The sequence below is a fragment of the Streptomyces roseofulvus genome (assembly GCF_039534915.1).
GTDB lineage: Bacteria > Actinomycetota > Actinomycetes > Streptomycetales > Streptomycetaceae > Streptomyces > Streptomyces roseofulvus.
The window spans coordinates 6,883,373-6,907,911 of sequence record NZ_BAAAWE010000001.1; the positions used below are offsets into that span (position 1 = coordinate 6,883,373).

Here is a 24,539-nt window from a genome sequence, read left to right on the forward strand (position 1 = left end):
TCGTGCGCCGGGGCCGGGCGGTGTGCCCGCCCGGCCCCGGTCGCGCGAGGCGCGCGGACGGCGGGCGCGTCACATCCCGCCGCGCTCGTCGGCCTCCCGGGCGACGACGGTGTCGTCCGTCTCGACCTCGATGCGTTCCTTGCGGATCTGTCCGGTGACCGTCTGCTCCTCGGTCACCTCGTCCGTCACCAGCCGGACCCGCTCCACGGGCACGGCCCGGGTCTCGACGACGGGGCGCTCCTCGTGCAGGGTCACCTCGTGCTCGGCCTCCGCGATCTCGGGGCCGGACAGGGCCGCGTCGCGGTTGGCCTCGGTGATCGGCTCACGGACCACGCGCACCTCCTCGTGGTGCACCGGCACGGTCTCCTCGACCTCCTCGGTGACGACGTACTTCCGCAGCCGGACGCGGCCGGACTCGACCTGCTCGGTGCCGACGTGGAGCCGCTCCTCGGAGCGGGTCATCGCGTCCGGGGCGGGCCCGAGGTCACCCTTCATGCCAGGGCCCCCGGTCATGCCGGTCATGCCGGCCGCTCCGGTGGTGCCCGCGGTGCCTGAGGTGCCTGCCGCACCGGCCGTGCCGGCCGCACCGGTCATGCCCGCCGTGCCGGCCGTCCCGGCCGCACCGGCCGCGCCCGGGGTGCCGCCGTGGGCCCAGCCGTTCTCACCCGGCTCGTTGGCCCGCTTCCAGGCGTCGTCCCAGGCGATGCCGTAATACGCGTAGAGGCGCTGTTCTTCGCTCTCGTCGAGATGCCCGCCGCCGTCGACGTCGACGTGCGGAGCCCCCTTGACCCGGTCCTTGGGGTAGGGGACCTGCAGATGGTCGTGGACCAGGGAAGCGTCCTTGATCGGAACGAAGGACTCGCCGGTGCCGAGCAGGCCGGTCTTGACCGTGACCCATTCGGGACGGCCGGTGGCGTCGTCGAGGTAGACGCGCTTGGCCTCACCGATCTTGTTGCCCTCGGTGTCGTAGACGGGATGGTTCAGGACGGTCGGTATCTGTTCCTGGGTGATCATGTTCGCACCCTCCAGGTGTTGTCGTGATCTCCCGGCGACTAACCACGACAACGAGGGGAAAACCCTTTCCCGGGCGGCAAGAATGGTTGATTCATGACCAGTTGACCGTTGAATCGAAGCCGGGGGTTTCCGGGTTCACAGGCAGGACGGCCCGTGTGGCGCCCAGTCGCCGAGGTACGCCGCCCGGGTCGCCGTCGCCGCCTGCTCGGGCGTCAGCAGCGGGCGGTTCTCCGGCATGGTGACCTCCGCGCCCCGGCCCGCGTTGCGGTACTCGGCGAAGCGCTGCCGCTGCCACGGGTAGGCGTCCCGCATGTTCGCGTACGGCGCGACCGCGTCGATCCCCGCGCTCAGCACGGACTCCCGCACCACCAGCGACGGCCAGGCCGTGGTGTCCGACCCCGGCACCCACGGACGGGCCAGCTTGTAGGAGCCGTCCGGGGCCTCGCTGGTCACCCGGCAGCGGGAGGCGAGGAAGCCGTACGGGTTGGCGCGGGCCGTCGACGGGGCGAAGACGAAGCCGTACGGCGGGCCCGCCAGGTCCGTGCGGACCAGCGTCCGGAAGTGGCAGTGCTCGAAGACCGCCGTGGCCCGCCCGAAGACGAAGTCCACGTCGCCCTCGACGTAGCAGTGCGCGAAGTACTGCCGGGCGAAGGCCGACAGGGACATCGAGTCCGCGTACAGGGTGTCCTGGTGGCCCAGGAAGCGGCAGTGGAAGAAGGCCGAGCGATCGCCCTGCGCCTTCACCGCCACCGCCTGCGTGCCCGGGTTGCCGGGCAGGTCGGTGCGGAGGAAGTCGTTGGAGAAGGTGACGGCGTGGGCGGTGAAGTCCGCCGCCTGGAGCGTGACCGTCGCCGAGCCGGTGGTGCCGTACGTGCCGGACCCGTCCGGCTTCGGGGTGCCCGCCGCGTTGTCGTAGACCACGACGACGTCCTTGGCGTCGCCGGTCGCCCCGACCCAGGTCATCCCGGTCCGGGCGGGGCTGACCGCGACCGTCTCCCGGTACGTGCCCGCCGCCAGGACCAGCGTCCAGCCGGCTCCGTCGGCCGCGCTCACCGCGGCCTGGACGGAGGTGTGGTCACCGAGGCCGCCCGGGTGCACGTAGAGGGTCCGGGCGGTCAGCCGGGCGGCCGGCGAACCGTACCGGCCGAACGGTCCGGCCGGGCCCTCCGCCGCGAGGGCGGGCGCCGCCGGCAGGACGAGGGCGGCGACGGCCGCGCCCGCGCCGGTGAGGAGGGCACGGCGGCCGAGGGGCGTGCGGGGGTGGTGCGAGGGCATGCGGAAGCTCCTTCGCTGACAGGGCGGGGAGAGGAGGGCGGGAGGAGAGGGCGGGAGGAGAGGAGGCCGGGCCGGGGCGGGCGCGACGGGACGGGGGTTGCCGCGCACCGCCCCGGCCCGGGGTGCGGGGGCGGGTCGGTCAGCGGACCCGGCCGGCGCCGGCGTGGACGCCGACGAGGGCGGGCACGGCCAGCGGGTGGTCCACCCGGGTGCGCAGGACGGGCGTCCAGCCCGCGTCGCCGCGCAGCACCTCGGCCGGGAACTGCTCGTTGTGGACGGCCAGCAGGTCGACCGGGCGCCCGTCGACGTAGTTCCCCGCGGTGGTGACCGGCGCGTCCTTCCACTTCTTCAGGATCTGCCCGGCCGGTACCCCGGAGCCCAGCGTGAAGGCGTTCTTCTCCGCGTACAGCTGCGACTCCAGGCCGATGCCCAGGCTGTACACGTAGTCCGTGTCCGGCACCCTGAAGTGGTTGTTGTACGCGTCGACCTGCCCGAAGCGGACCCGGGGCGCCCGCTCCACCACGTCGTCGAAGAGGTTGTGGTGGAGGGTGACGCGCAGCTTCCCGCGGTCGGTGGCGCCCGCGCTGTCGCTGTTGCCGATCATCAGCGTCTTGTCGTGGTCGGTGAAGACGTTCCACGAGACGGTGACGAGGTCGGCGCCGCGCACCACGTCCAGTTCGCCGTCGTGCTGCTGGTACACCTCCCCGTAGTACTCCGGCAGCGAACTGTCGGGGTGGCGGCCGTCGGTGAAGGTGTTGTGGTCGATCCAGACGTGGGTGGAGCCGTACACCACCAGGCTGTCGTACTCCGAGTTCCAGGCGCCGGTGGCGCCGTCCGTCGGGTCCCACTGCGGGAAGCAGTCGAGCGGGCTCTCCAGCCTCAGGTTGCGGACCACCACGTTGTCGACGCCGGTGACCTGGAGGCTGCCGCCCAGGATCGTCGCGTCGCGGCCGACGCCGACGAGGGTGGTGTTGGCGGGCACCTTGACCTTGACGGCCTGGCCCTGGGCGGTGGCGGAAGCGGCGCGCAGTTCCTCCTGCGGGCCGCTGACCTCGTCCTCGTACCCCCACACGGCGGGGTCGTAGTCGGCGAGGTACCGCTGGAAGTCGTAGCCGGGCGCCTCGAAGGCGGCGCAGCCGGCCTCGACGGCGTCCAGGGTGCCGACGACCTTGACGATCCGCGGCTCGGTGCCGGGGACGGCGAGCGCGGCGCGCAGCTCGGCCCAGGTGGTGACGGTGAAGACCCGGGAGGCGTCGGCGGCGGCGCCGCCGGTGGTGCCGGTGCCGGCGGAGGCCCAGCCGTCGCCGGCGGGCAGGGTGGCGCGGGCCGGGTCGGGGCCGGCGGGGCGGCCGGGGTGGGCGCCGGCGGCGGGCGCGGTGACGGTGAGGACGAGGGCGGCGGCGGCCACCGCTCCCAGCTTCGTGCTTCTGTTCACGCGCGGTTCTCCTCAGGATGCGGAAGGGGCGGCCGGAGGCCAGGTGATCCAGTCGGTGGGGAGGGTGTCGTCGAGCCGGCGGGTCTCGTGCGGGGCGAGGACCCGGGTCCGCAGCAGTTCGCGGGCGACGAGCCGGGCCACCTCGATCGCGCCGGGCGGGTTGAAGTGGGTGTTGTCCTGCTCGGTGGCGGTCCAGTTGAAGTACGTCTTGGTCGTCTCGGGACCGAGCCGCTGCCACAGCTCCAGCGACAGCGCCTCGATGTCGAGGAGGGGTACGCCGGAGGCGGCGGCCACCGCGCGGGCGGCGGCCGGGTAGTCGCCGAGCGAGCGCTGGGCGGTCCCGGCGGCGTCGAAGCGGCGCCGCTCCACGGAGGTCGCGATCACCGGCTGGGCGCCGCGGGCGCGGGCGGTCTCGACGAAGACCCGCAGGTTGTCCTGGTAGGCCCCCCAGGGGGCGGCGTACCGGGCGGGGTCGGTGCTCTTGGCGTCGTTGTGCCCGAACTGGACGAGCAGCAGGTCGCCGGGGCGGAGGGCGGCCGCGATCGGTTCGAGGCGGCCCTCGTCGAGGAAGCTCTTGGTGGAGCGGCCGTTGACCGCGTGGTTGGCGACGGTCAGCGGGCGGTGGAGGAAGAACGGGAGGGCCATGCCCCAGCCGGTCTCGGGCGCCGCGTCGGCGTACTTCTGCGCGGCGGTGGAGTCTCCGGCGACGTAGAGGGTGCGGCCGCGGGAGGCGGCCCCCTCCGCGGACTCCTCGGTGCGGGCGGCGGCCGGCCGGGCGGCCAGGGCGAGCACCAGGCCCGCCCCGGCCACGACCGCCTCACGGCGACCGACCGTCACTTCCGCTGCGCCTTCCACTCGGCCTGGGCCTCGTTCAGCTGCTCGGCGAGGGAGTCGGCGAAGTCCTTCGCCGACATCGTGCCGAGCAGCACCTTCTGGAAGTTCGCCTCGTTGTCGGCCTTCGAGATGGTGTTCCAGTCGGGCAGGTAGTACGGCAGCTGGACGATGGTCGCCTTGCCGCTGAAGAGGACCTCGGCGGCGAGCTTGGTCGGCTCGGCCTCCTGGAGCCAGGGGTCCCGCGCCGCCTCGACGTTGGCGGGGATGGCGCCGGCGGACCTGTTCCACTTCGAGTTGGACGCGTGCGAGGCCGCGAACTCGATGAACTTCCAGGCGGCGGCCTTGTTCTTGCTGGAGGAGAAGAGGCCGAGGCCGTCGACCGGGTTGGACACCATGACCCGGGTGCCGTCGTCCAGCGTCGGGTTCGGTATGCCGCGGAACTTGTCGGTGCCCAGGGCCTTCACGTGGTCCTGGTAGGAGCCGAGGTTGTGGTTCAGCATGCCGATCTCGCCGCTGTCCCACTGGGCGACCATCTTGGTGAAGTCGTTGTTGACGTCGGCGGCCGGGGTGTTCTTCTTGAAGAGGCCGACGTACTTCTCCAGCGCGGCCACGTTCTTCGGGTCGTTGACCGTGGTCTTGTCGCCCTCCCAGAAGTCCGTGATCCCGCTCTGGCCGTACATGGCGTCGAGGGCCTGGGCGATGGAGCCGGCGCCGCCGCGGATGGTGTAGCCGAAGCGGTTCTTGTCCTTCGCGGTGAGCTTGTCGGCCGCGGCGTAGAACTTCGTCCAGGTGGTGGGCTCGTCGAGGCCGGCGGCCTTGAACAGGTCGGTGCGGTAGTAGAGGACGCCGTTGCTGGCGGAGGTGGGCACGGTGAAGAGCTTGTCCTGGCCGCCCGCCGCCCTGACGGACTCGACCATGCCCTTGTTCAGCTTGCCGAGCAGCTCGCTCTTCCGGATCCGCTCGTCCAGCGGCTCCAGGGCGCCCTGGGCGGCGATCCCGGCCAGCATCGCCGCGCCGACGCCGCCGACGTCCGGCAGCGCGCCGCCCTGGATCGCGGTGTCGTACTTGGACTGGACCTCCTTCGAGGCGACGCCTACGTACTCGACGTCGATGTCCGGGTTGGCCTTCTCGAAGTCGGCGATGATCTCCTTCCAGACGTCGGTGCGGACACCGCCGTTGTTGTCCCAGAAGGTGATCTTGCCCTTGCCCGATCCCTCGGCCCCTTCGCCGCCGGCGCCGCCGCTGCCGTCGTCACCGCAGGCGGTGGCGGTCAGCGCGAGGACGCCGGAGAGGGCGAGGGCGAGGGCGGCTCTGCGCCGTCCGGGGAAGATGGTCATCGTCGGCTCTCTTCTCTCGGGGTGGTGCGGGGGATGGGGAGGGAACGGATGGTGCGTGGGGGTGTACGGGCCCGCCCGGGGACGGCGGGCGGTGGCGGTGGCCGGCCTCAGCCGGTCAGGGTGCGGAAGTCGGTGAACACGCCCGTCCCGGCGTGCCCTTCGCCCTCCGGAGCGGCGGCGAACAGGCCGAGCAGGGCGCCCACCCACCGCCAGGGGGTGGCGGCGAACTCGGGTCCGAGCCGGACGGGTCCCGCGCCGGCGTCGTAGGAGAAGCGGCAGCGGGCGTCGGCGGTGACCTCGATCCGCAGCAGCACCTCGTCGGTGCCGAGCGGCACGGCGCGGGCCGCGTCCCGCTCCCGGTCGGCGTTGCCCGGGGCAAAGCGGTGGGCGAGCAGCACCCCGCCGCCGGCGTCCCGTTCCAGCCCGATCCAGGCGTACGCGTCGCCGAGCACGACCAGTCCGGCCCGGGCCCCGGCCGCCGCGGACTCCAGCCGCAGCCGGACCTCCACGCTCCGGGCCCCGGCGGGCAGCCGCTGCGTCAGCACGTGCGGCACCGACCGCAGGTCGTCGGCCCGCCCCGTGCGGACACAGGCCAGGCGCAGTCCGGGCCCGGGGTGCGCGACCGTCCACCCCACACCGGGGTTGGCGGTCCACGACCACTGCGGTCCGAAGGCGCCGCCCGGGAAGGCGTCGTCCACGGCCGGCCGGGCCGGGGGCCCGGACGGCAGGGCGGGCTTGCGGTGGACGCGCACGGGGGAGCCCTCGTCGCCGAGGACCGGCCAGCCGTCCGCGTCCCAGCGCATCGGCTGGAGGTGGACGAGCCGGCCGTGCGCGCCGGTCTGCTGGAAGTGGAGGAACCAGTCCTCGCCCGCGCCGGTGCGCACCCAGCCGCCCTGGTGGGGGCCGTTGACGTCGGTGTCGCCCTGGGCGAGGACGATCCGCTCCTCGTACGGGCCGAAGAAGGAGTCGGCGCGGAAGGCGCCCTGCCAGCCGGTGGCGACGCCGCCGGCCGGGGCGAGGATCCAGAACCGGCCGTCGTGCCGGTACAGCTTGGGCCCCTCCAGGGTGAACCAGCCGGGGATCAGGTCGGCGTCGACGAGCGTGGTGCCCTCGTCGAGGACCTTGGTGCCGTCCGGGCTCATCCGGTGCCCGGTGAGCCGGTTGTTGAAGCCGGCCCGGGACTTGGCCCAGCCGTGCACCAGGTACGCCTCGCCGCTCTCCGGGTCCCACAGCGGGCACGCGTCGATCAGCCCCCGGCCCTCCTTCACCAGGTGCGGCCGGGTCCAGGGCCCCTCGACGGCGGGGGAGTCGACCTGGAAGATCCCGTGGTCGGGGTCGCCCCAGAAGATCCGGAACCGGCCGTCGTGGTGGCGGAGGGACGGCGCCCACACCCCGCGGTCGTGCCGGGGGAGGGTGAACGCCTCGGCCGGTTCGAGCCGTTCCAGCGCGTTCCCGGCGAACGTCCAGTTGACCAGGTCGCGCGAGTGCAGCAGCGGCAGCCCGGGGGCGCGGCCGAAGCTGGAGGCGGTGAGGTAGAAGTCCTCGCCGACCCGCACCACGTCCGGGTCGGACCAGTCCGCCGCCAGGACCGGGTTGCGGTACGTACCGTCCCCCAGGTCGCCGGTGACCTCGGGCACCACGGCCCCGGTCACGTCGCCACCGCCTTGCGGACCAGGGCGGCGGCGCCGTCCCGGTCGAGCCGCCCGTCGGCGACCACGGTGACCACGCGCCGGACGAACGTCTCCCCGGCCGGGACCGCGAGCCGCTCCTCGTACGCGAGGGAGGAACCGACGCCCGGGTACTCGGCGGCCCGCACGAACCACGGGTCGCGCCGGGTGGTCCCGGTCGCCCCGGCGAAGACCAGGCTCCAGCCGTCGCCGCACATCGCCACCCACGCGGCGCGGGCGCCGTGCACGGCCTCCTCGCCGTCCGCCCCGGGGCCGAACACCCGTGGCACGGCCGCCTCCTTGGGGGCGCGCCAGAAGAAGCCGCCGTAGGCGGCGCCCGGGCGTCCGTTGGTGGCCGGGCTGCCGACGGACAGGTCGCGGCCGGAGACGTTGGCGACCGAGAAGGTCAGGTCGAGGGCCCACGCCGTGTCGATGAGCGGGACCGCGGCGACCGTGCGGTGCTCGGCGAACAGGCGCTCCCCTCCGGCGGTCCAGCTCACCTCCTCGACGAAGCCGTCCGGGTCGCACAGCTTGAAGCCGTCGTGCCGCTGCACGCCGTGGTTGTCCAGCTCGACCGGACCCCGGCCGCGGACGAAGGTCCGCCCGCCCCAGAAGTTCCGCCCGTCGACGTCGGGGATCGCGATCCCGACGCCCAGGTGGTGCACGTGGTCCTCGGGCAGCACCTCGGTGACGGCCCGCCCGGCGAGCGTGGTCACCGGATGCAGATAGGGGCGCGGGGAGTGGGCGGCGGCCAGCGCCGGACGGGTCACGCAGTGCGCGACCGCCCGGCCGGCGGCCCGCAGGACGACGGTGCCGTCGGCGCCGGTCATCGGACCTCCGCCGGCGCCGACGACGCCCAGGGGGCGCCGAGTTCGGAGTAGAGCCGGAGCTGTTCGGCGCTCGCGTCCACCAGCGCCTCCACGCCCTCGACGATCCGCCGCTCGGCGCTCTCGCCGGGCTCGGCGCGCCAGTGGGCGGCGGGCAGCGGCCGCGGGTCGGGCGCGGTGCGGACCGCCTCGACGACCCGCATGAACGCGCCGGTCGCGTCCGGCGGCACGAGGAGCGGGGTGCCGCCGGTGACGTGCGCGACCAGGTTCTCCAGCAGGTCGGTGCGCCCGTACGTGATCTCCTCCGGGCCGTGCCCGGCGCGCTGGAGCAGGATCCGGTCCTCCCGGTACCAGAAGGTGATCCGGCCGCGGCTGCCGTGCACCACCACGTAGGGCTCGCCGGTCTTCTCTGCGCAGAGCGTCGCGGCCACGGTCACCGGCAGCCCGGCGGCGGTGGAGACGCGGACGGCGGAGGTGTCGTCCGACTCGATGGCGTGGGCGTGGAAGAGCTCGGTCTCGATGCCGGTCACGTCCTCGGCGCGGGTGGTCCCGGCGAGGGCGAGGGCGGTGGCGACGGCGTGCGCCAGCGGGTTGGTCAGCGCCCCGTCGACGACGTCGAGGCCGTCGAGCCGGCGCCGGCCGGCCCACGGCGCGCGCCGGAAGTACGCCTCGTCGCGGACCCAGGCGCCGGCCGCGCCGACGCCCCGGACCTCGCCGATCGTGCCCCGCTCGATCAGCTCGCGGACCGCGGGCACGGCGTGCGAGCCCAGCGACTGGAAGCCGATCTGGCAGGCCCGGCCGGTCTCCGCGACCCCGTCGGCCATCCGCCGGAACTCGGCGTACGACGGGGCCGGCGGCTTCTCCAGGAGGATGTCGGCGCCGTGCCGGGCGGCGGCCAGCGTCATGTCGGTGTGGGTCTGGATCGGGGTGCTGAGCACGGCCAGTCGCGCGCCGGTGGCGGCGAGCAGCGCCTCGAAGTCGTCGGACTGGGCGGGGTCGCCGAGCCCGTCGAGCTCGGCGGCGTCGAGCGGCCGCAGCTCGCAGACGCCGGCGAGGCGGACCAGACCGAGCCGCTCCAGGCGGTGGATGTTGAGGAGATGGCTGCGGCCGTGGCCGCGGGCGCCGGCGAGGACGACGGGCAGGGGTTCGCGTACGGACTGGGCTGCGGGCATGGGGCTCATCCCTTCACCGCCCCGGCGCTGAAGCCGGTGACGAGCCACTTCTGGATGAAGGCGAAGACGATCACGACGGGGACGGCGGCGATGACGCCGCCCGCGGCGAGCGCGCCGAGGTCGACGCTGTCGGCGCCCATGAGGGTGTTGAGGCCGACCGGGATGGTCTGCTTGCTCTGGCTGCTGAGGAACATCAGGGCGAAGAGGAAGTGGTTCCAGGCGTGCACGAAGGCGAAGGAGCCGACGGCGACAAGCCCGGGCCGCAGCAGCGGGAGCACGACGATCAGGAAGGCGCGGAAACGGTTGCAGCCGTCGACCCAGGCGGCCTCCTCCAGGGAGGGCGGCACGTTCCGGATGAAGCCGCTGATGAGGATCATCGACAGCGGCAGCTGGAAGACGGTCTCGGCGAGGATGACGCTGCCGATCGAGTTGATCATGCGCAGCTCGGCGAAGATCTGGAAGAGCGGGACGAGGAGCAGGGCGCCCGGCACGAACTGGGAGCAGAGCAGGGCCAGCATGAAGCCCTTCTTGATCCGGAAGTCGAAGCGGGCGAGGGCGTAACCGCCGGCCAGCGCGACCACCGTGGTGCTGACGAGCACCGCGACGCCGATGAGCAGGCTGTTCTGGAAGAAGATCCCGAAGCTGCGCTCGGTCCACACCTTCTCGAAGTGCGCGGTCGTCATCGGCCAGGGCAGCAGCGAGGTGGAGCCGGCCGGGCGGACGGCGAAGAGGAAGATCCAGTAGAAGGGGACGAGGGTGAAGACGAGGTAGACGCCGAGCGGCAGGTAGATCTGCCAGCGGGGGACCTCGTCCCAGGCCCGGTGCCGCTTGCGGGCGGCGGCGGGCGGGGTGCCCTCCGGAGGCCGGCCGGTCCCGGCGGTCCCGGTGACGGGCGCGGTGCGGGTGGGGGTGGCTGCGGCGGTCACTTGCTGTCGCCTCCGAACTTGCTCAGGCGCAGGTAGACGATCGAGCAGAAGAGAAGGATCACGAACGCCACCGTGGTGAGGGCGGAGGCGTAACCGAAGTTGTGGGCGTCGACGCTGGTCTCGGCGACGTACAGCGGCAGGGTCGTGGTGACGCCCGCGGGTCCGCCGCCGGTCAGCGTGTACAGCAGGTCGACGTTGTTGAACTCCCACACCGCGCGCAGCAGCGTGGAGAGCACGATCGCGTCCCTGATGTGGGGGAGCGTGATGTGGAAGAACTGCCGCAGCCGGCCCGCCCCGTCGACCTCTGCGGCCTCGTACAGGTCCTTCGGCACCGACTGGAGGTCGGCGAGGATGAGGATGGCGAAGAAGGGCACCCCGCGCCAGAGGTCGGCGACGATCGCGGCGGGGAAGACGGTTGCGGTGTCGGAGAGCAGCGAGGTGCCGTACTCGCCGATGCCGAGGTCCGCCAGGTAACGGGTGATGCCGGTCTGCGAGTTGTAGAGGAGCACCCAGATCGCCGAGGTGAGCACGCCGGAGACGGCCCACGGCGAGAAGACCAGGGCCCGGCCGAGCGCCCGGCCGGCGAAGGTCTGGTTGACGATGAGGGCGAGCGCGAGCCCGAGGAGGAGCTGGAGCGACACCTCCACCACGACCCACTTGAGGCTGAAGGTCAGGGTGCCCCAGAAGTGCGGGTCGTCGGTGAAGATCTTCGTGAAGTTGTCGAAGCCGGCGAAGCCGTTCCGCCAGGGCTTCGTCGGGTTGTAGTGCTGGAGGCTGTAGTAGAAGACGCTCAGCACGGGGTAGGCGATGAAGCCCAGCATCAGCAGCCCCGCGGGCGCGATCAGCAGGTACGGCAGCCGGCGGGGGGTCGCTCCCGTGCGGCGGCGCTCCCGTGCCGTGGCGGCGCGGGGCGGTTTGGTCACAGCTGTGGCCATGACGGCGGCTCCGTTCTCGGGCGGGCGGTGCGAGAGTTCGGAAAGCGCTTTCTCCGCAAGGTCAAGCGCTTCGCGAACGGCATTCGACATCTCGAACGCATCGGGCGGTGGGCGTGCGGTCGCGGCGGGCCGCGGTTCAGCCCGCGTAGGGTTCGGGGGTCGTCCCCGGCCGGGCCAGGAACGCGAAGTCGCAGCCGGTGTCGGCCTGGGAGATCTGCTCCATGTACAGCGCGCCGTAGCCGCGCTCGTACCGGGCCGGCGGCGGGGTCCACCCGGCCCGCCGGCGCTCCAACTCCTCGTCGCCGACGTGCAGGCGGAGGGAGCGGGCCGCGACGTCGAGGGTGATCGTATCGCCCGTACGGACCAGGGCAAGAGGCCCGCCGACATGCGATTCCGGCGCCACGTGCAGCACGCACGCCCCGTAGCTCGTGCCGCTCATCCGCGCGTCCGAGATGCGCACCATGTCCCGCACCCCCTGCTCCAGCAGGTACTTCGGGATCGGCAGCATCCCGTACTCCGGCATCCCCGGACCGCCCTTGGGCCCCGCGCCGCGCAGCACCAGCACGTGGTCCGGGGTGATCCCGAGCGCCGGGTCGTCGATGGTCCGCTGCAACGTCCGGTAGTCGTCGAAGACGACGGCGGGACCGGTGTGCTTCAGGAACCGCTGCTCCATGGCGACGTGCTTGATGACCGCCCCGTCCGGGCAGAGGTTGCCCCGCAGCACCGCGAGCCCGCCCTCGGCCGCCAGCGGCCGGTGCCGCTCCCGGATCACCTCGTCGTCGTGCACCAGGGCCCCGTCGAGCTGCTCGCGCAGGGAGGCATGGGACACCGTCGGCCGGTCCAGGTGGAGCACGTCCGCGATCCGCGACAGGAAACCGGTCATCCCGCCCGCGAAGTGGAAGTCCTCCATCAGGTACGCGCCGCCGGGCCGCAGGTTCGCGAGCACCGGCACCGTCCGCGCGATCCGGTCGAAGTCGTCCAGCGTCAGCTTCACCCCGGACCGGCCGGCCATCGCGATCAGATGGATCACCGCGTTGGTCGAACCGCCGAGCGCCAGGACCGCGGCGACCGCGTCCTCGTACGCCTCCCGCGTCAGCAGCCGCGACAGCCGCAGGTCCTGACGGACCAGCTCCACGATCCGCATCCCCGACGCGGCGGCCATCCGGTCGTGCCCCGAGTCCACCGCCGGCACCGAGGAGGCGCCCGGCACGGTCACGCCCAGGGTCTCCGCCGCGGCGGTCAGCGTCGACGCCGTCCCCATCGTCATGCAGTGGCCGGGAGAGCGGGCGAGCCCGTTCTCCAGCTCGGCCATCTCGCAGTCGCCGATGGTGCCGGCCCGCCGCTCGTCCCAGTACCTCCACATGTCCGTACCGGACCCGAGGGTCTCCCCCCGCCAGTGCCCCGGCAGCATCGGACCGGCCGGCACGAACACCGTCGGCAGGTCCACCGACGCCGCGCCCATCAACAGCGCCGGCGTCGTCTTGTCGCAGCCGCCCATCAGCACCGCCCCGTCCACCGGGTACGAGCGCAGCAGCTCCTCCGTCTCCATGGCCAGGAGGTTGCGGTAGAGCATCGGCGTCGGCTTCTGGAAGGTCTCCGACAGCGTCGACACCGGGAACTCCAGCGGAAAGCCGCCGGCCTGCCACACCCCGCGCTTCACGGCCTGCGCCCGGTCGCGCAGGTGCACATGGCAGGGGTTGATGTCCGACCAGGTGTTGAGGATCGCGACGACCGGCTTGCCCAGGTGCTCCTCGGGCAGATAGCCGAGCTGCCGGGTCCGCGCCCGGTGGCTGAACGACCGCAGCCCGTCGGTCCCGTACCACTGGTGACTGCGCAGCTCGTGCGGCCGCTTCACGGCGTCGTCCGTCATATCGGCCACCCGCCGGCGATCGCCGCGACCTCGGCCCGCGCGTCCTCCGGGAGCTCCCGGCTCGGCGGCCGGATGTCCCGCCGGCACAGCCCGAGCGAGGCCAGCGCCTCCTTCACCACGGTCACGTTGTCCGCGTTGCCGTTCGCGGCCCGCAGCTCCTCGAAGCGGCGGATCCGCTCCCACACCTTCATCGCGGTCCCGTAGTCGCCGGCCCGCAGCGCCGCCAGCATCTCCAGGGAGAGCGCGGGCGCGACGTTGACCAGCCCGGACGTGAACCCGGTGGCGCCCGCCGAGAAGTACGAGGGCGCGTACGGCTCCGCGAGACCGGCCACCCACACGAACCGGTCCAGGCCCGCGTCCCGGGCGAAGCCGGCGAACCGGGCCGCGTCCGGCACCGCGTACTTCACGCCGACCACGTTCGGGCAGGCGGCGCCCAGCTCGGCCAGGCGCTCCCCGCTCAGCAGCGGGTTGCGGACGTACGGGACGACGCCCAGTTCCGGCACCGCGTCCGCGATGGCCCGGTGGTAGTCGACCCAGCCGCTCTCGGAGACGTACGGGTGCACCGGCTGGTGCACCATCACCATGTGCGCCCCCGTGTACCGGGCGTGCCGGGCCGCCTCGACCGCGGTCGGCAGGTCGTGCCCCACACCGACCAGGATCGCGGCCCGGTCGGCCGCCTCCGCGACCGTCGCCTCGGTGACCGCGCGGCGCTCGTCGGGGGTGAGGGCGTAGAACTCGCCCGTGTTGCCGTTGGGGGTGAGGGTGCGCACCCCGCCGTCGAGCAGCCGGTGCAGCAGCGCCCGGTGGGCGGCGGAGTCCACCCGGCCGTTTTCGGCGAACGGCGTGACCGGGATGGCCACGACGTCGGCGAGGGCGGCCCGAAGGGTCTCGAAGGTCATCGTCACTCACTGTCCAGGGGATTCAGGGTGTTCTCGGGGAAGGCCCGCTCCACGAACGAGGCGATGTGGGCGTGCACCGCCCGGCGCGCCCCGTCGGCGTCGCCCGCGGCGGCGAGCCGCAGGATCTCCTCGTGCTCGGCCGCCTCGCGGTCCCACGACGGGACGGCGGCCCAGGCGACGGTGGAGACGAGCGCGGCCTGGTCGCGCACCTCGTCGAGCATCCGCCCGAGCAGCGGGTTGCCGCAGGGGAGGTAGAGCGCGCGGTGGAACGCCCGGTTGGCCAGCGAGCGTTCGGCCGGGTCCTCGGCGGCGGCCGCCCGGGCCAGCGCCTCGTGGGCCTCGTCGAGCGGCGCCCCGGAAGCCACCGCGCGACGGACCGCCTCCGGCTCCAGGAGCAGCCGCACGTCGTACACGGCCCGGGCCATGTCCGCGTCGACCATCCGCACGGTGACGCCCTTGTACTGGCTCATCACCACGAGCCCGCTGCCCGCGAGCGTCTTCAGCGCCTCGCGCACCGGCGTCTTGGACACCCCGAAACGCGCGGCGAGCTCGGCCTCCACGAGCGCCTGCCCGGGTCTGAGCCCCCCGGTCAGGATGTCGTGCTTGATCGCCTCCAGGACGTACTGGGTCCGGGAGGGGATGGGGCTGGGGGCGAAGGGCATGGCGCACTCTCAGATCTCATGTATCGCGTCTCATATATGACGTACGAAGTGCAACGGGCATGAAGCTAGGGGGGCGTTGGTGTTTCGTCAATGCTTCGGACAGGGTTGATAGAAAGCGTTTTCTGCGCGGGAGGGGGGAGGGGTGTGTGGTGCGGGGCGCGCGAGGCGTGGACTCCCTGGCGCGTCGGCCGGACGGCGCCGGTGGCCGTGCTGGCCGGTGGGGCGGGCCGGGGAAGGCCCCCGGGCCGGGCACGGGACGTCCGACCAGGCCGAGCGGGCGGGTCCGTGGGGCCGTCCCCGGTCCACGGGGCCGGGCACGACCGCGTGCGACGACTGCGCGCGAGGTCCTGAACGGCCGATGGCGATCCCCGCCCAGCTGCCCGCCGCCCGGATGGCGGCGGGACCGTCCGGCCGTCCGGGCCCCGGCACCATCTGGGCGGTGGGGGCGTCGGGGTGTCCGGGCTCCGGCACCATCCGGGCGGTGGGGGCGTCGGGGTGTCCGGGCCCCGTGTCCATTCGGGCGGTGGGGGCGTCGGGGTGTCCGGGCCCCGGCACCATCCGGGCGTGGGGGCGTCTGGGCGTCCGGGCCCCGGCACCATCCGGGCGTGGGGGCGTCTGGGCGTCCGGGCCCCGGCACCATCCGGGCGTGGGGGCGTCTGGGCGTCCGGGCCCCGGCACCATCCGGGCGGTGGGGCCGTCGGGGCGTCCGGGCCCCGGCGCCATCGGGGCGGTGGGGCTGTCCGGGTGTCCGGGCCCCGCCTCCATCCGGGCGGTGGGGCCGTCCGGCCGTCCGGGCGTCCGCCGTCCGCGCTGCCGTGCTTCGCGGCCTCCGGATGAGCCTTGGCCGTTTCACCGCGTACGCGGCCGTCAGGCAGGTCCGAACCTGCGCCGACACGTCGGCTCGGCGCTGCTCGCGGTGGAGTGACACGCAGGCGGGGCCCACCACGGCCCCCAGTTCGCTCCGCGATCCCGGCCCGTGGCTGGACGCTCGACGACCGTCGACGGCACCGTCGTCGAGCCGGCCTCGGGCCCTCGCCCAGGCCGGCCGCGCGGGCACCGTCTTCGTGCCCCGACGGCGCCCGACGCCTCGGCGTCCAGGCCGCGCTCGGCGTCGGGAGCAGGTCCACGGGGCCTGGCCGGCGGCGGTTCACGCTCCCCGTCAAGAACAGCCGAAGCCGGCTCGCAACCACAGGCGGCGGCGAGGCCAAGGTATACGTCCCCGAGGGCGCTCGACTCGCCCTCCTCGCCGCGTGACGGTCACCGGCCCGTGCCGGCGCCGCGAGCGACACCCCCTGGACGTGTCGCGCTCGACCGTGGTCGAGATGATGGCCGCGCGGGACGATGTACGGGGACGACGACGGCTTCGAGACCAGCGGGGGCAGCGGCATGGAGCAGGCGGACTTCTTCGCGGCGTACGACGCGATGCTGCGGCGGTGGCCCGCGGACATCACGAGTGTCGACGTGCCGACGCCGTACGGCAGTACACGGGTCCACGTCTGCGGTCCGGAGGCCGGCGCCCCGCTCCTGCTGCTGCCCGGAGGCGGCACCACCTCCATGGCGTGGTTCGGCAACGTCGAGGACCTCAGCCGCGCCCATCGCGTCCACGCGGTCGACGTCATGGGCGACTTCGGCCACAGCGTCAACGACGGAACGCCCCTGCGCGGCGCCGCGGATCTGATGACGTGGCTGGACGCGCTCCTGGACGGACTCAGCCTCGGGGAGACGAGCCTGTGCGGCCACTCCTACGGCGCCGCGATCGCCCTCCGCTACGCGCTGCACGCGCCCCGGCGCGTCAGCAGGCTGGCCCTCCTCGACCCCACCAACTGTTTCGCCGGGCCGAACCCCGGCTATCTGCTGCGCGCACTCCCATCGCTCCTGCGCCCCACCGTCGCGCGACAGCGCGCCTTCCTGCTGTGGGAGACCGGCCGGCCCCCCGAGGACCCCGGGTGGCAGCACTTCCTCGACAGCACCACGGCGGCCGCGCGATCCAAGGTCGTCGCCCTGCGCCGCCCCCGGCCGAAGGAGCTGAGGGGCTGCAGCGTTCCGACCCTGGTCCTCGTCGCCGGACGCAGCCGGACCCACGATGCGCGACGGGTGGCGGCCCGGGCCCGTGACCTCCTGCCCGAGACCGACGTCGTCGTCCTGCCCGACGCCACCCACCACACCCTGCCCACCGAGCGGCCGGCCGAACTCAACCACCTGCTCACGCGCTTCCTGGCCTGACGCGCGACCGGTTCGGCGCGTCGGACCAGGGACCGCGCCGCGCCCGAACGCGCGGCACCCCGCGACGCCCGCCCCGGAGCGCGGGGCGGGCGTGCGGATACGGCGGACGCGGATCAGCAGTTCTTGATCTTCCAGATCGGATCCCAGCCCCACCAGGAGGGGGCCACGTCGGGCGCGGTCGAGGTGTGGACGACCGTCCCGGCCGAGTTGGAGAACCCGGCCACCGTTCCGTCGGTCTGGTAGTTCTTGAAACCGCCGCCGTCACCGCCGTTGCCCCAGTAGGACAGCGAGTAGGTGTTGCAGTAGTACAGGTCGAAGACCTTGTACGTGTTCCGGGTCGGATCCCACACGCGGGCGCACAGCCGGCCGGTCGGGCAGCTGTAGGTGCCGTCGGCGACGTAACGGACCCGTTCGGCGGCCGGAGAGATCGTCGGCGCCGTCGCCGGCACACCGCTCTCGGCCTGCGCACCGGCCGGATCGGCGACCACCGTGATCAGCGCGGTGTCGCTCACCGCCCGATCGGCAGGTGCGACGGCCTGGGCCGGGGCGGTGGCCAGGAGACCACCGAGGAACAGACCCACCACGGCGACGAGTCCCGCCGCCCTACGACGTAAGTGCATGCCTTTGTCCTCCGTGTCATGGTCGGAACAGAGATGCGCGCGCCGCCCAGTATGTGGCGGAGGGCCCGGAGATCACACGGCAAGGGGGGAGCAATGGCGGGAAAGCGGCGGGGCCCGTGAACCACCCGTTCCGCCGGGCGAGTCGGCAGGCTCCGCCGACCGTGGCGACGGCGCGGGCACGACGCGCTGGTCGCCCCGGCGCCGGCCGCCATGTTGCTCACCCCGGCTCGCGAGAGCGCCGACTCGCCCCCTTCGGCGGACGGATTCCGACCTATACGCGGTCCAGCATGGCCCCATGACCGAGAACACCCCCAGCCCCACCCCGACTCCCACCCACACCCCCACTCCTACCCCCACTGCCACCCCCGTCCAGGCGGTCCCGGAGGGCTACACCACCATCACGCCCTGGATCATCGGCTCCGACACCGCCGGACTCATCGACTACCTGGAACGGGCCTTCGGCGCCGAGGACCTGGGCCGCTTCGTCCTGGAGGACGGCACGATCGGCCACGCCGAGCTGCGGATCGGGAACGGCCGGCTCATGGCCTTCGACAGTCCGCCGGGCTGGTCGCCGACCCCCGCGTTCCTCCGCCTGTACGTGGAGGACGCGCGGGCCGTCCACCGGCGCGCGGTCGAGGCCGGCGGCGCCTCCGTCACCGAGGTCACGCACTTGTTCTTCGGCGACCTCGTCGGCCGCGTCCGCGACCCCTACGGCAACCTCTGGTGGATCCAGACCCACATCGAGGACGTCGACGAGGACGAGATGAACCGCCGCCTGGGCGACCCCGTCTTCACGCAGGCGATGGAGTACGTCCAGGGCGCGCTCCCCTCCCCGCCGGGCGGCGGGGAGGACGACGGCGCGGGAACGCGGCCCGCGCGATGACTAGTGCCGCGCGTCGCTCACCGGATGGAAGTTGACGCGCTCGCTGGTGACGGGGAAGCCGGCCTTGGCGAAGTGCGCCGCCATGGGGACGTTGCCCAGGTCCGTCGCCGCGCTGATGAACTCCGCGCCCTGCTCGACCAGGAAGTGGGTGCACTCCGCGAGCAGGTCGTACGCGTAACCGTGTCCGCGCTGGTCCGGGACGACCCCGATGAAGCCGATGGTCGGCCCGGACGGGTTGTGGGCAGGTATGTGGATCCCGGCCAGCTCGCCCGCCGGCGTACGTGCGACCTGCCACCACTCCCGCGGGGACGGGCACCAGTGGAAGAAGTCCAGTTCCTCCTGCGCGGCCTGGTCGACGCCGCCCTCCTCCACGGCCTTGAGTGCGTGGGCGTCGAGGGTCACGGAGTGGATGCGGCGCAGCGCGTCGAAGAACACGGCGTCGTCGGGCTCGGCCTCGAACCGCAGGCGACCGGGCCGTTCGGGCAGGCCGAGCTCCGGCGTCCACCGGTACAGGAGGCGTTCCACCAGGAGTTCGTAGCCGGCGGCCCGGGCGGCGGCGAAGCGTGCCTCGGCGGCGGCCCGGGGGCCGGCCTCCTCCCGCCAGTCGCCGGGCAGGTTGATCTCCAGCTCGACCCGCCAGGGCGCGGACCGCAGCAGTTCGGCTCCGGCCTCCTCCTCGCCCTCGGCCACGTCGAACCAGTTGATGTTCACGGGCTCCGCGTCGTCGGGCCCGCCCCACCAGGCCCCGCGCGCGACGACCTCGCCGTCGCGCAGCGCGACCCGCTTCCACTCGGGGCGGAAGCGGGTACGCCGGTGCTTCTCACGGGCACCGAGGGGATCGGGAAGCGCGTCGAAGAGAGAGGCGTCGCTCGTGGAGAGCGTGCGGATGACCAGATCGGTCATGGGATTTCCTCCGGGATACAGGCTGCGTGGAGCGCTCCCGGCCGGACGTCAGAACTGACGGACCACCACGCCGGACCGGTGGAAGCGGGAGCGCCGGAAAGATCTGAACTGCACCGCACTCGCCTCCTTCCATCCGTCTCAGGGCGTGGAGCCCCACCCTAGGGGACCCCACACGGTCCCGTCCACGGATTTCCGTGTGGCGACGGACGGCGGAGTGACGTTGCCGGTCCCCGGCAACGTCAGGGCACGAAAGTGTGGGTGCTGAGGCCGAAGAGCCGGTGGGGCTCCGTGCGTAGGGTCCGTGTCCGTGCGGACGGCAGCTCGGGGAGCTCGGGCTTCTCGGCAGTGAGCCGGCACCTCATGCTCTGCCACGACCGACCGGAGGAAAGGCCATGTCCGATGCGCAAGACGAGAGAGAAGACAGGACCTCGGGCTCCGGCGGCCCGCGCGGCACAGCCCGCTCCTTGGGGCGCGCGTGGCGTGCGCTGGACCGGGCCCTGGGCGGAGAGAGGCTGCGCACCCCGTTCCAGCAACGGGTGGCGCGCCACCCCGTGGCTACCGGGTTCGATGTCGCCATGGCTGTCGGGCTCCTCCTGTCGGTGTTCGAAGCGGGTCTGAGCGCGCTGGCGCCCGCGCTGGCCGCCGGCCTGATCTACGGCTCTACGGCGGCCGCGGAGCGTCGCCGGCAGGGGCGCCTCAAGCGCACGGGGCTGTGGGACGGCGCGTAGAGGGCCCCGGCATGTCAGGGAGAATCCTGAGGCGGACAACTCCTCAAGCCGGGAAGGACGTTGTTCACGTGCGCGTCCACGGCAGCGTGGACATGCCCGACGTGTGGAGCGGCTTCAACGCCACGGACCGGCAGAGGCACTGGTGGCGGAACGGCATGGGGATGTCGGCCCTCGTCGGCGTGGTGGCGGCGATGATCTCGACCACGCCTGAGCCGGGCACGTGGTGGGGGGTCGGCGGTTGCGGGGTTGTGGCCGTGGTCGTGTTCCTGGGCTACGTCGACGTGATCTACGGCGGGGTCCTCCTGACCGCGACGGGGTTGGAGTTCCGGACCTTCGTCAGCAGGCGCGTCGTCCCCTGGAACGAAGTCGCCGACATGGAGAGGCGACAGCGCGTGACTCGGAGCGGAGTCTGGTCCGATCTTCGGGTCGTCAGGGTCCGTGGACGTTCGCTCGGGATCCCGGGGACCGTCACCCACCGGATGATGGATGCAGAGCTTGAGCGGAAGCAGGTAGCCATCCAGGAGTGCTGGTCCCGTGCGGTCGGCGGTTGACGGGCCGCATGTCGGCCGGCTTCGTGGTGTGCACTATCACTCATCGACACCGGTCCCGTTGTACGGCCGGATGGCCACCGTGACATCCATGCGGAAGACGTTCGCTCCCGCCGCGGACGGCAGGCCCAGGACCCGGTCGAGCGCGCGGCCGGCGGGGCCGCAGCCGCTGGTGCCCGGGGCGGCGAACTCCGCGTCCTGGGCGCCGAAGGTGACGACCAGGGGGTCCTTGGATATCACCCGGGTGGGAACGGTGTCCTTGAGCACCAGGTGGACCGCGTCCTCGTCGCTGCCCACCGCGCAGCCCGACTTCACGAAGGCCGGCAAGCCATGTGCCGCGCCTATCGCGAACGTGATGTCGAACTCGCCGCGCCGGCTGTCGTCGGACAGGAAGTCCGCGTAACCCCCGTACTGCGGAGTCAGGGTCAACGGGGAGCGCCCCACCCGGATCGGCGCAGCGGTCATCTCCCCGAAGACCTGGCGGAATTCGCCGTCCACGCGGCCTTCCGCGAAGGTGATCTTCATGGGCTCGGTGAGCGGCTCGTCGACCCCGCCCATGCGCAGATGCCCCGTGGCGTGCATGACCTCGCAGCGCCAGGTCCCGGGATCCGCACCGGCGGGCAGTTCGTCCACGGCCGGGCAGGCGGAGAAGTCGAACTCGGACAGGTCGGTGCTCTGTTCCACGCCCTGTGCGGGCGCGGCCCCCAGGGCGAGTCCGGCGATCAGGGCGCCCGCGGCAGCACGCGTGAAGCGGCGGAGGACGGTGCGATGCGAGGTCACTCGGTTCGGTGTCATGCATCCAGCATTGCAGAGATTTCTCTGCAGAGGAAGGTCTGCAGAGAAATCGCTGCCGTCGGATAGACTTGCGGCATGACGGAAGAACGCGGAGCGGAACCCTCAGCGCAGCGCACGGTCGAGAGTCCCGAGGTGCTCAAGGCCCTCGCCCACCCCCTGCGGCTGCGGATCCTGCGCCACCTCGGCGCCGCGGGCCCGGCCACCTCGACCACGCTCGCCGCGGCCCTCGGCGAGAACACCGGGACGCTCAGCTACCACCTGCGCATGCTGGAACGCAGCGGCCTCATCGAGGACATCCCCGAGCGCTCCACCGGACGTGAGCGGTGGTGGCGCGGGGTGCGCGGCCTCGACATCCGCAGACCCCCGCAGGGCGAGCTGACGGAGGCCGAACGCGCCCTGTCCGCCGAGCTGGACCGGATGAGAATGGAGGAGGACGTCGAGCTGGCCCGGCGGTTCACCGCCGGACAGGCGGAGTCCGAAGGCTGGATGCGGGGTTCCCGCAGCCTCATCCACCTCACGAAGGACGAGCTGGACGCGTTCCACGACGACTATCTGGCCCTGCTCGCGCGCTATGCCCGCGGGCCCGAGGACGCCCCCGACGACGCGCGCCCCGTACTCCTCCGTTGGTTCGGCCTGCCCGCCGACTGACCGGCGACCTGCCGACGAAGTACTCGATCGTCGAGTGGCCAGCCCGTGGCGGAGGCGACCGGGTGCGCCGATCGCCGAGTGCTGCGCTGACGAGGTGGCCCTGGTGGCCTTGTCGGCCGCTGCCTCCTCGTCCCCGGCCGCCCCGGCGGCCACCGGCGCGAGTGATCGTCCGCGCGACCTCCTACGTCTTGCGCGGCACCGTCATATGGCTTCGATCCGCCTCCGGCCCAAGACGTGATCAACCCGGTTTCAGAGCGTCAGCCCGCTTCATGAGGTCCGCTGCGATGTCGTCCCAGTCGGGACCGAAGATCTGCAGGACCATCGCAGCCTCCCGCATCAGCTCGGGCTCGTCCGGCCGTTGCAACAGCACCAGTCGATACGAAAGGTTCCGGATCCAGACAGGAAGATTTCCGTCGACGTACTGCGGGCAGAGCTCGCGCAGCATGGCGAGGATCGCGTCCGCGTCGGCGAAGGTCAGCTCTTCGACGAAGTACCGCTCCCGGTGTTCCCGGCCGCACTCCGGTGTCGGTCGGTACTCATCTCCGTAGAGGCAGCGAGCGTGCTCCGTCAGGGTGCTGTGCATGAACCGGAAGCCTACGACTTCATGATCCGCCGGACAGTTCCTGGGACTGTTCCGAAAGCAGATCTTTGCTGCTTTTGAGATGGGTGTGATGGTCGGGCTCGGGTATCGTCCCTCTCGGCTGCAATCCCGGTGCCGCAAAGACGGGCGATCGTGCAACGGACAACCGGGAGTTCCCGTTGCGTGCGCCCGTACCAACCTTCCTCAGTCACAGCCACTCGTTGAGGACCGCGACCAGCACGGTGCCTCGTGGCAGACGGCAGGCTTGTGGCATTCCGGCGGCCGGCCGGCGCACCCTGATTGCTTCCAGGACCGGCTCGAACCGCGGGCCGAGCGCGCGCTGAGGCTCGCGAAGGTGCTCGCCGCGTCGACCAGGGGCGCGCGTGGGCTCCGTGTCGGCGGGGAGCCGCGTCACGGGCGGGGGCCGCGCTCGTAAGGTCGAGGCATGACGAACGAGACGGCGCCGCGCGACCGGGCGCAGCGCATCAAGGACGTACGGCGCAGGCTGGAGCGGGAGAGGGACCTCTGGGTCGCCTCCGCGGGTCCCGACGGGGTGCCGTACCTCGTGCCGCTCTCGTTCCTCTGGGACGGGAGGGACGTCTGGCTCGTCACCCGGCTGACCAACCCCACCGGCCGCAACCTCGCCGCCAACCCCCGGACCCGGCTCGCCCTCGGCGACACCAGAGACGTCGTCCTCCTCGACGGCGAGGTCACCACGTACACCCACGACGAGGTCCCGGCGGAGACCGCCGACGGCTTCCGCGCCAAGACGGGCTGGGAAGCCCGCCGTTCGGGCCCGGCCTACCGCTGGTTCCGCGTCCGTCCGACGGACCTCCAGGCGTGGCACGAGGAGCCGGAGCTGGCTGGGCGGCAGCTCATGACGGACGGGGCGTGGACCGACGCCTGACGGACGCGAACGGGTCTGGTAGAACACGCGTATGACCTACAGGTTCGTGGCGAACGTCGTCTACGGCTGGCACCAGGACCTTCCGCCGGGCATACACGTGCCGACGGCAGGAGTCGCCGAGTCGGAGGACGAGGAGAGCTTCGCGCTCGAGTTCCAGGGCGGCGTCGAGGAACCGGACGAACAGGCCGTGCGCCTGGGCCTGGACTCGTACTGCGTCCTCACCCCGGTCCAGAACACCGCGTACGGCTGCGTCCGCACGGTGGAACTGGAAGGGAACCTCCTGCGGGTCACGTTCGACCCCGCCGTCCTGGACGACCTGGAGTTGGACGATCCGGTGGTCGAGGCGGTCCTGCGTGCGCCGGCCGAGGACGTCGCCCGCCTGAAGGACGCGCTCCGCCACATCCTGGCCTACGGCCGGGCCGCCGCGCTGCCGATCGTGATCGCCGCCTGACCGCCGCGGCCGTGGACGCCGCCCCGGTCGTGGATCGCCTCATCACCGAGCCCACGCAGGTGAGAGATCCGGTCGGCCGTGGCCAGGGGGCGACCACCTCCCGCCGCAGATCCGCCGCGAGGCCGGAGGCCCATAGGGCTGGGTCGGTCTTGTCCACCTCCTGTGCGTCGCGACGGGTCGGTCCGGGGTCGGGAGCGACGGCGATGCCGACTCCTGCCGGGGCCCGTCTTCGGCGGACCTCTGCGACACGGTGTCGAGCGCGCGCACGGGGCTGTTGCCCGGGATCGGGTACGCCCCTGTGCTCGACGCGCCGGAGGTGACCGGCGAGTTGCTGCTGGGCGTCGCGGTGGCGGGCCGCTGACACCCGTCGCCCTCGCCTAGCCTGGTGGAGCAACGGACA

General features: G+C 72.8%; 24 protein-coding genes. 7 read left to right on the forward strand and 17 right to left on the reverse strand.

Features of this window, described 5'->3' with window-relative positions; translation table 11 throughout:
• Window positions 1-69: 69 nt before the first annotated feature.
• The 13 genes from ABFY03_RS31710 to ABFY03_RS31770 form a co-directional block, all read right to left on the reverse strand.
• Window positions 70-1,014: a DUF2382 domain-containing protein gene (locus ABFY03_RS31710; RefSeq protein WP_346171443.1), complete on the reverse strand. Its 945-nt coding sequence runs from the start codon at window positions 1,012-1,014 to the stop codon at window positions 70-72.
• 135 nt (window positions 1,015-1,149) lie between these two features.
• Window positions 1,150-2,289, reverse strand: a complete 1,140-nt coding sequence (locus tag ABFY03_RS31715) for a pectinesterase family protein (RefSeq protein ID WP_346171444.1) — start codon at window positions 2,287-2,289, stop codon at window positions 1,150-1,152.
• A gap of 139 nt (window positions 2,290-2,428) precedes the next feature.
• Entirely contained in the window at window positions 2,429-3,724 is a 1,296-nt protein-coding gene (locus tag ABFY03_RS31720; RefSeq protein WP_319010427.1) for a pectate lyase family protein, read from the reverse strand.
• Window positions 3,725-3,736: 12 nt separating this feature from the next.
• A complete protein-coding gene (locus tag ABFY03_RS31725) occupies window positions 3,737-4,561 on the reverse strand; it encodes a rhamnogalacturonan acetylesterase (RefSeq protein WP_346171445.1) in 825 nt (274 codons plus the stop codon).
• Window positions 4,558-5,895 carry an ABC transporter substrate-binding protein gene (locus tag ABFY03_RS31730; protein WP_319010429.1) on the reverse strand — a complete coding sequence of 446 codons (1,338 nt, stop codon included), beginning with the start codon at window positions 5,893-5,895 and terminating at the stop codon, window positions 4,558-4,560. Before ABFY03_RS31730 ends, ABFY03_RS31725 begins: the two co-directional genes overlap by 4 nt.
• Window positions 5,896-6,002: 107 nt before the next feature.
• The gene (locus tag ABFY03_RS31735; protein ID WP_346171446.1) at window positions 6,003-7,547 is read right to left on the reverse strand and encodes a glycoside hydrolase family 43 protein; all 1,545 of its coding nucleotides are present in this window, start codon (window positions 7,545-7,547) and stop codon (window positions 6,003-6,005) included.
• Window positions 7,544-8,392 (reverse strand): DUF6807 domain-containing protein, encoded by an 849-nt coding sequence (locus tag ABFY03_RS31740; RefSeq protein WP_346171447.1) that lies wholly within the window; start codon window positions 8,390-8,392, stop codon window positions 7,544-7,546. The genes ABFY03_RS31735 and ABFY03_RS31740 overlap by 4 nt, the downstream gene beginning before the upstream one ends.
• Window positions 8,389-9,561: a Gfo/Idh/MocA family protein gene (locus ABFY03_RS31745; protein WP_346171448.1), complete on the reverse strand. Its 1,173-nt coding sequence runs from the start codon at window positions 9,559-9,561 to the stop codon at window positions 8,389-8,391. The genes ABFY03_RS31740 and ABFY03_RS31745 overlap by 4 nt, the downstream gene beginning before the upstream one ends.
• Window positions 9,562-9,566: 5 nt before the next feature.
• Entirely contained in the window at window positions 9,567-10,487 is a 921-nt protein-coding gene (locus tag ABFY03_RS31750) for a carbohydrate ABC transporter permease (protein ID WP_346171449.1), read from the reverse strand.
• Complete coding sequence (locus ABFY03_RS31755) at window positions 10,484-11,422, reverse strand: carbohydrate ABC transporter permease (RefSeq protein WP_319010434.1); 939 nt, start codon at window positions 11,420-11,422, stop codon at window positions 10,484-10,486. The genes ABFY03_RS31750 and ABFY03_RS31755 overlap by 4 nt, the downstream gene beginning before the upstream one ends.
• A gap of 136 nt (window positions 11,423-11,558) precedes the next feature.
• Window positions 11,559-13,292 carry an L-arabinonate dehydratase gene (gene araD, locus ABFY03_RS31760; protein WP_346171450.1) on the reverse strand — a complete coding sequence of 578 codons (1,734 nt, stop codon included), beginning with the start codon at window positions 13,290-13,292 and terminating at the stop codon, window positions 11,559-11,561.
• Window positions 13,289-14,191 (reverse strand): dihydrodipicolinate synthase family protein, encoded by a 903-nt coding sequence (locus tag ABFY03_RS31765; protein ID WP_346171451.1) that lies wholly within the window; start codon window positions 14,189-14,191, stop codon window positions 13,289-13,291. The genes araD and ABFY03_RS31765 overlap by 4 nt, the downstream gene beginning before the upstream one ends.
• Window positions 14,192-14,193: 2 nt before the next feature.
• Window positions 14,194-14,853: a GntR family transcriptional regulator gene (locus ABFY03_RS31770; RefSeq protein WP_319010437.1), complete on the reverse strand. Its 660-nt coding sequence runs from the start codon at window positions 14,851-14,853 to the stop codon at window positions 14,194-14,196.
• Between the two features lie 1,341 nt (window positions 14,854-16,194).
• Here ABFY03_RS31770 and ABFY03_RS31775 point away from each other — a divergent pair.
• Entirely contained in the window at window positions 16,195-17,076 is an 882-nt protein-coding gene (locus ABFY03_RS31775) for an alpha/beta fold hydrolase (protein ID WP_346171452.1), read from the forward strand.
• A 113-nt stretch (window positions 17,077-17,189) separates the two neighbouring features.
• Here ABFY03_RS31775 and ABFY03_RS31780 read toward each other — a convergent pair whose 3' ends face one another.
• A complete protein-coding gene (locus ABFY03_RS31780; RefSeq protein WP_319010439.1) occupies window positions 17,190-17,696 on the reverse strand; it encodes a hypothetical protein in 507 nt (168 codons plus the stop codon).
• Window positions 17,697-17,991: 295 nt separating this feature from the next.
• On the opposite strand from ABFY03_RS31780, the gene ABFY03_RS31785 reads away from it, so the two are divergent.
• Window positions 17,992-18,579, forward strand: a complete 588-nt coding sequence (locus ABFY03_RS31785; RefSeq protein ID WP_346171453.1) for a VOC family protein — start codon at window positions 17,992-17,994, stop codon at window positions 18,577-18,579.
• On the opposite strand, the gene ABFY03_RS31790 is transcribed toward ABFY03_RS31785, so the two are convergent.
• Window positions 18,580-19,482 carry a GNAT family N-acetyltransferase gene (locus ABFY03_RS31790; RefSeq protein ID WP_346171454.1) on the reverse strand — a complete coding sequence of 301 codons (903 nt, stop codon included), beginning with the start codon at window positions 19,480-19,482 and terminating at the stop codon, window positions 18,580-18,582. It lies immediately after the preceding gene.
• Between the two features lie 392 nt (window positions 19,483-19,874).
• Here ABFY03_RS31790 and ABFY03_RS31795 point away from each other — a divergent pair, with 392 nt between their 5' ends.
• Window positions 19,875-20,210: a hypothetical protein gene (locus ABFY03_RS31795; protein WP_346171455.1), complete on the forward strand. Its 336-nt coding sequence runs from the start codon at window positions 19,875-19,877 to the stop codon at window positions 20,208-20,210.
• Between the two features lie 68 nt (window positions 20,211-20,278).
• On the forward strand, window positions 20,279-20,761 hold the full coding sequence (locus ABFY03_RS31800) for a hypothetical protein (protein ID WP_346171456.1): 483 nt from the start codon (window positions 20,279-20,281) through the stop codon (window positions 20,759-20,761).
• Between the two features lie 36 nt (window positions 20,762-20,797).
• Here ABFY03_RS31800 and ABFY03_RS31805 read toward each other — a convergent pair whose 3' ends face one another.
• On the reverse strand, window positions 20,798-21,553 hold the full coding sequence (locus tag ABFY03_RS31805) for a hypothetical protein (protein ID WP_346171457.1): 756 nt from the start codon (window positions 21,551-21,553) through the stop codon (window positions 20,798-20,800).
• A gap of 75 nt (window positions 21,554-21,628) precedes the next feature.
• Here ABFY03_RS31805 and ABFY03_RS31810 point away from each other — a divergent pair, with 75 nt between their 5' ends.
• The gene (locus tag ABFY03_RS31810; protein ID WP_319010445.1) at window positions 21,629-22,201 is read left to right on the forward strand and encodes an ArsR/SmtB family transcription factor; all 573 of its coding nucleotides are present in this window, start codon (window positions 21,629-21,631) and stop codon (window positions 22,199-22,201) included.
• A 238-nt stretch (window positions 22,202-22,439) separates the two neighbouring features.
• Here ABFY03_RS31810 and ABFY03_RS31815 read toward each other — a convergent pair whose 3' ends face one another.
• The gene (locus tag ABFY03_RS31815; protein ID WP_346171458.1) at window positions 22,440-22,784 is read right to left on the reverse strand and encodes a hypothetical protein; all 345 of its coding nucleotides are present in this window, start codon (window positions 22,782-22,784) and stop codon (window positions 22,440-22,442) included.
• Between the two features lie 442 nt (window positions 22,785-23,226).
• Between ABFY03_RS31815 and ABFY03_RS31820 the strand changes: the two genes are divergently transcribed.
• Together ABFY03_RS31820 and ABFY03_RS31825 are read left to right on the forward strand one after the other, a co-directional pair.
• Window positions 23,227-23,688 carry a pyridoxamine 5'-phosphate oxidase family protein gene (locus ABFY03_RS31820; RefSeq protein WP_346171459.1) on the forward strand — a complete coding sequence of 154 codons (462 nt, stop codon included), beginning with the start codon at window positions 23,227-23,229 and terminating at the stop codon, window positions 23,686-23,688.
• 31 nt (window positions 23,689-23,719) lie between these two features.
• Complete coding sequence (locus ABFY03_RS31825; RefSeq protein WP_319010448.1) at window positions 23,720-24,139, forward strand: Imm10 family immunity protein; 420 nt, start codon at window positions 23,720-23,722, stop codon at window positions 24,137-24,139.
• Window positions 24,140-24,539: the final 400 nt, after the last annotated feature.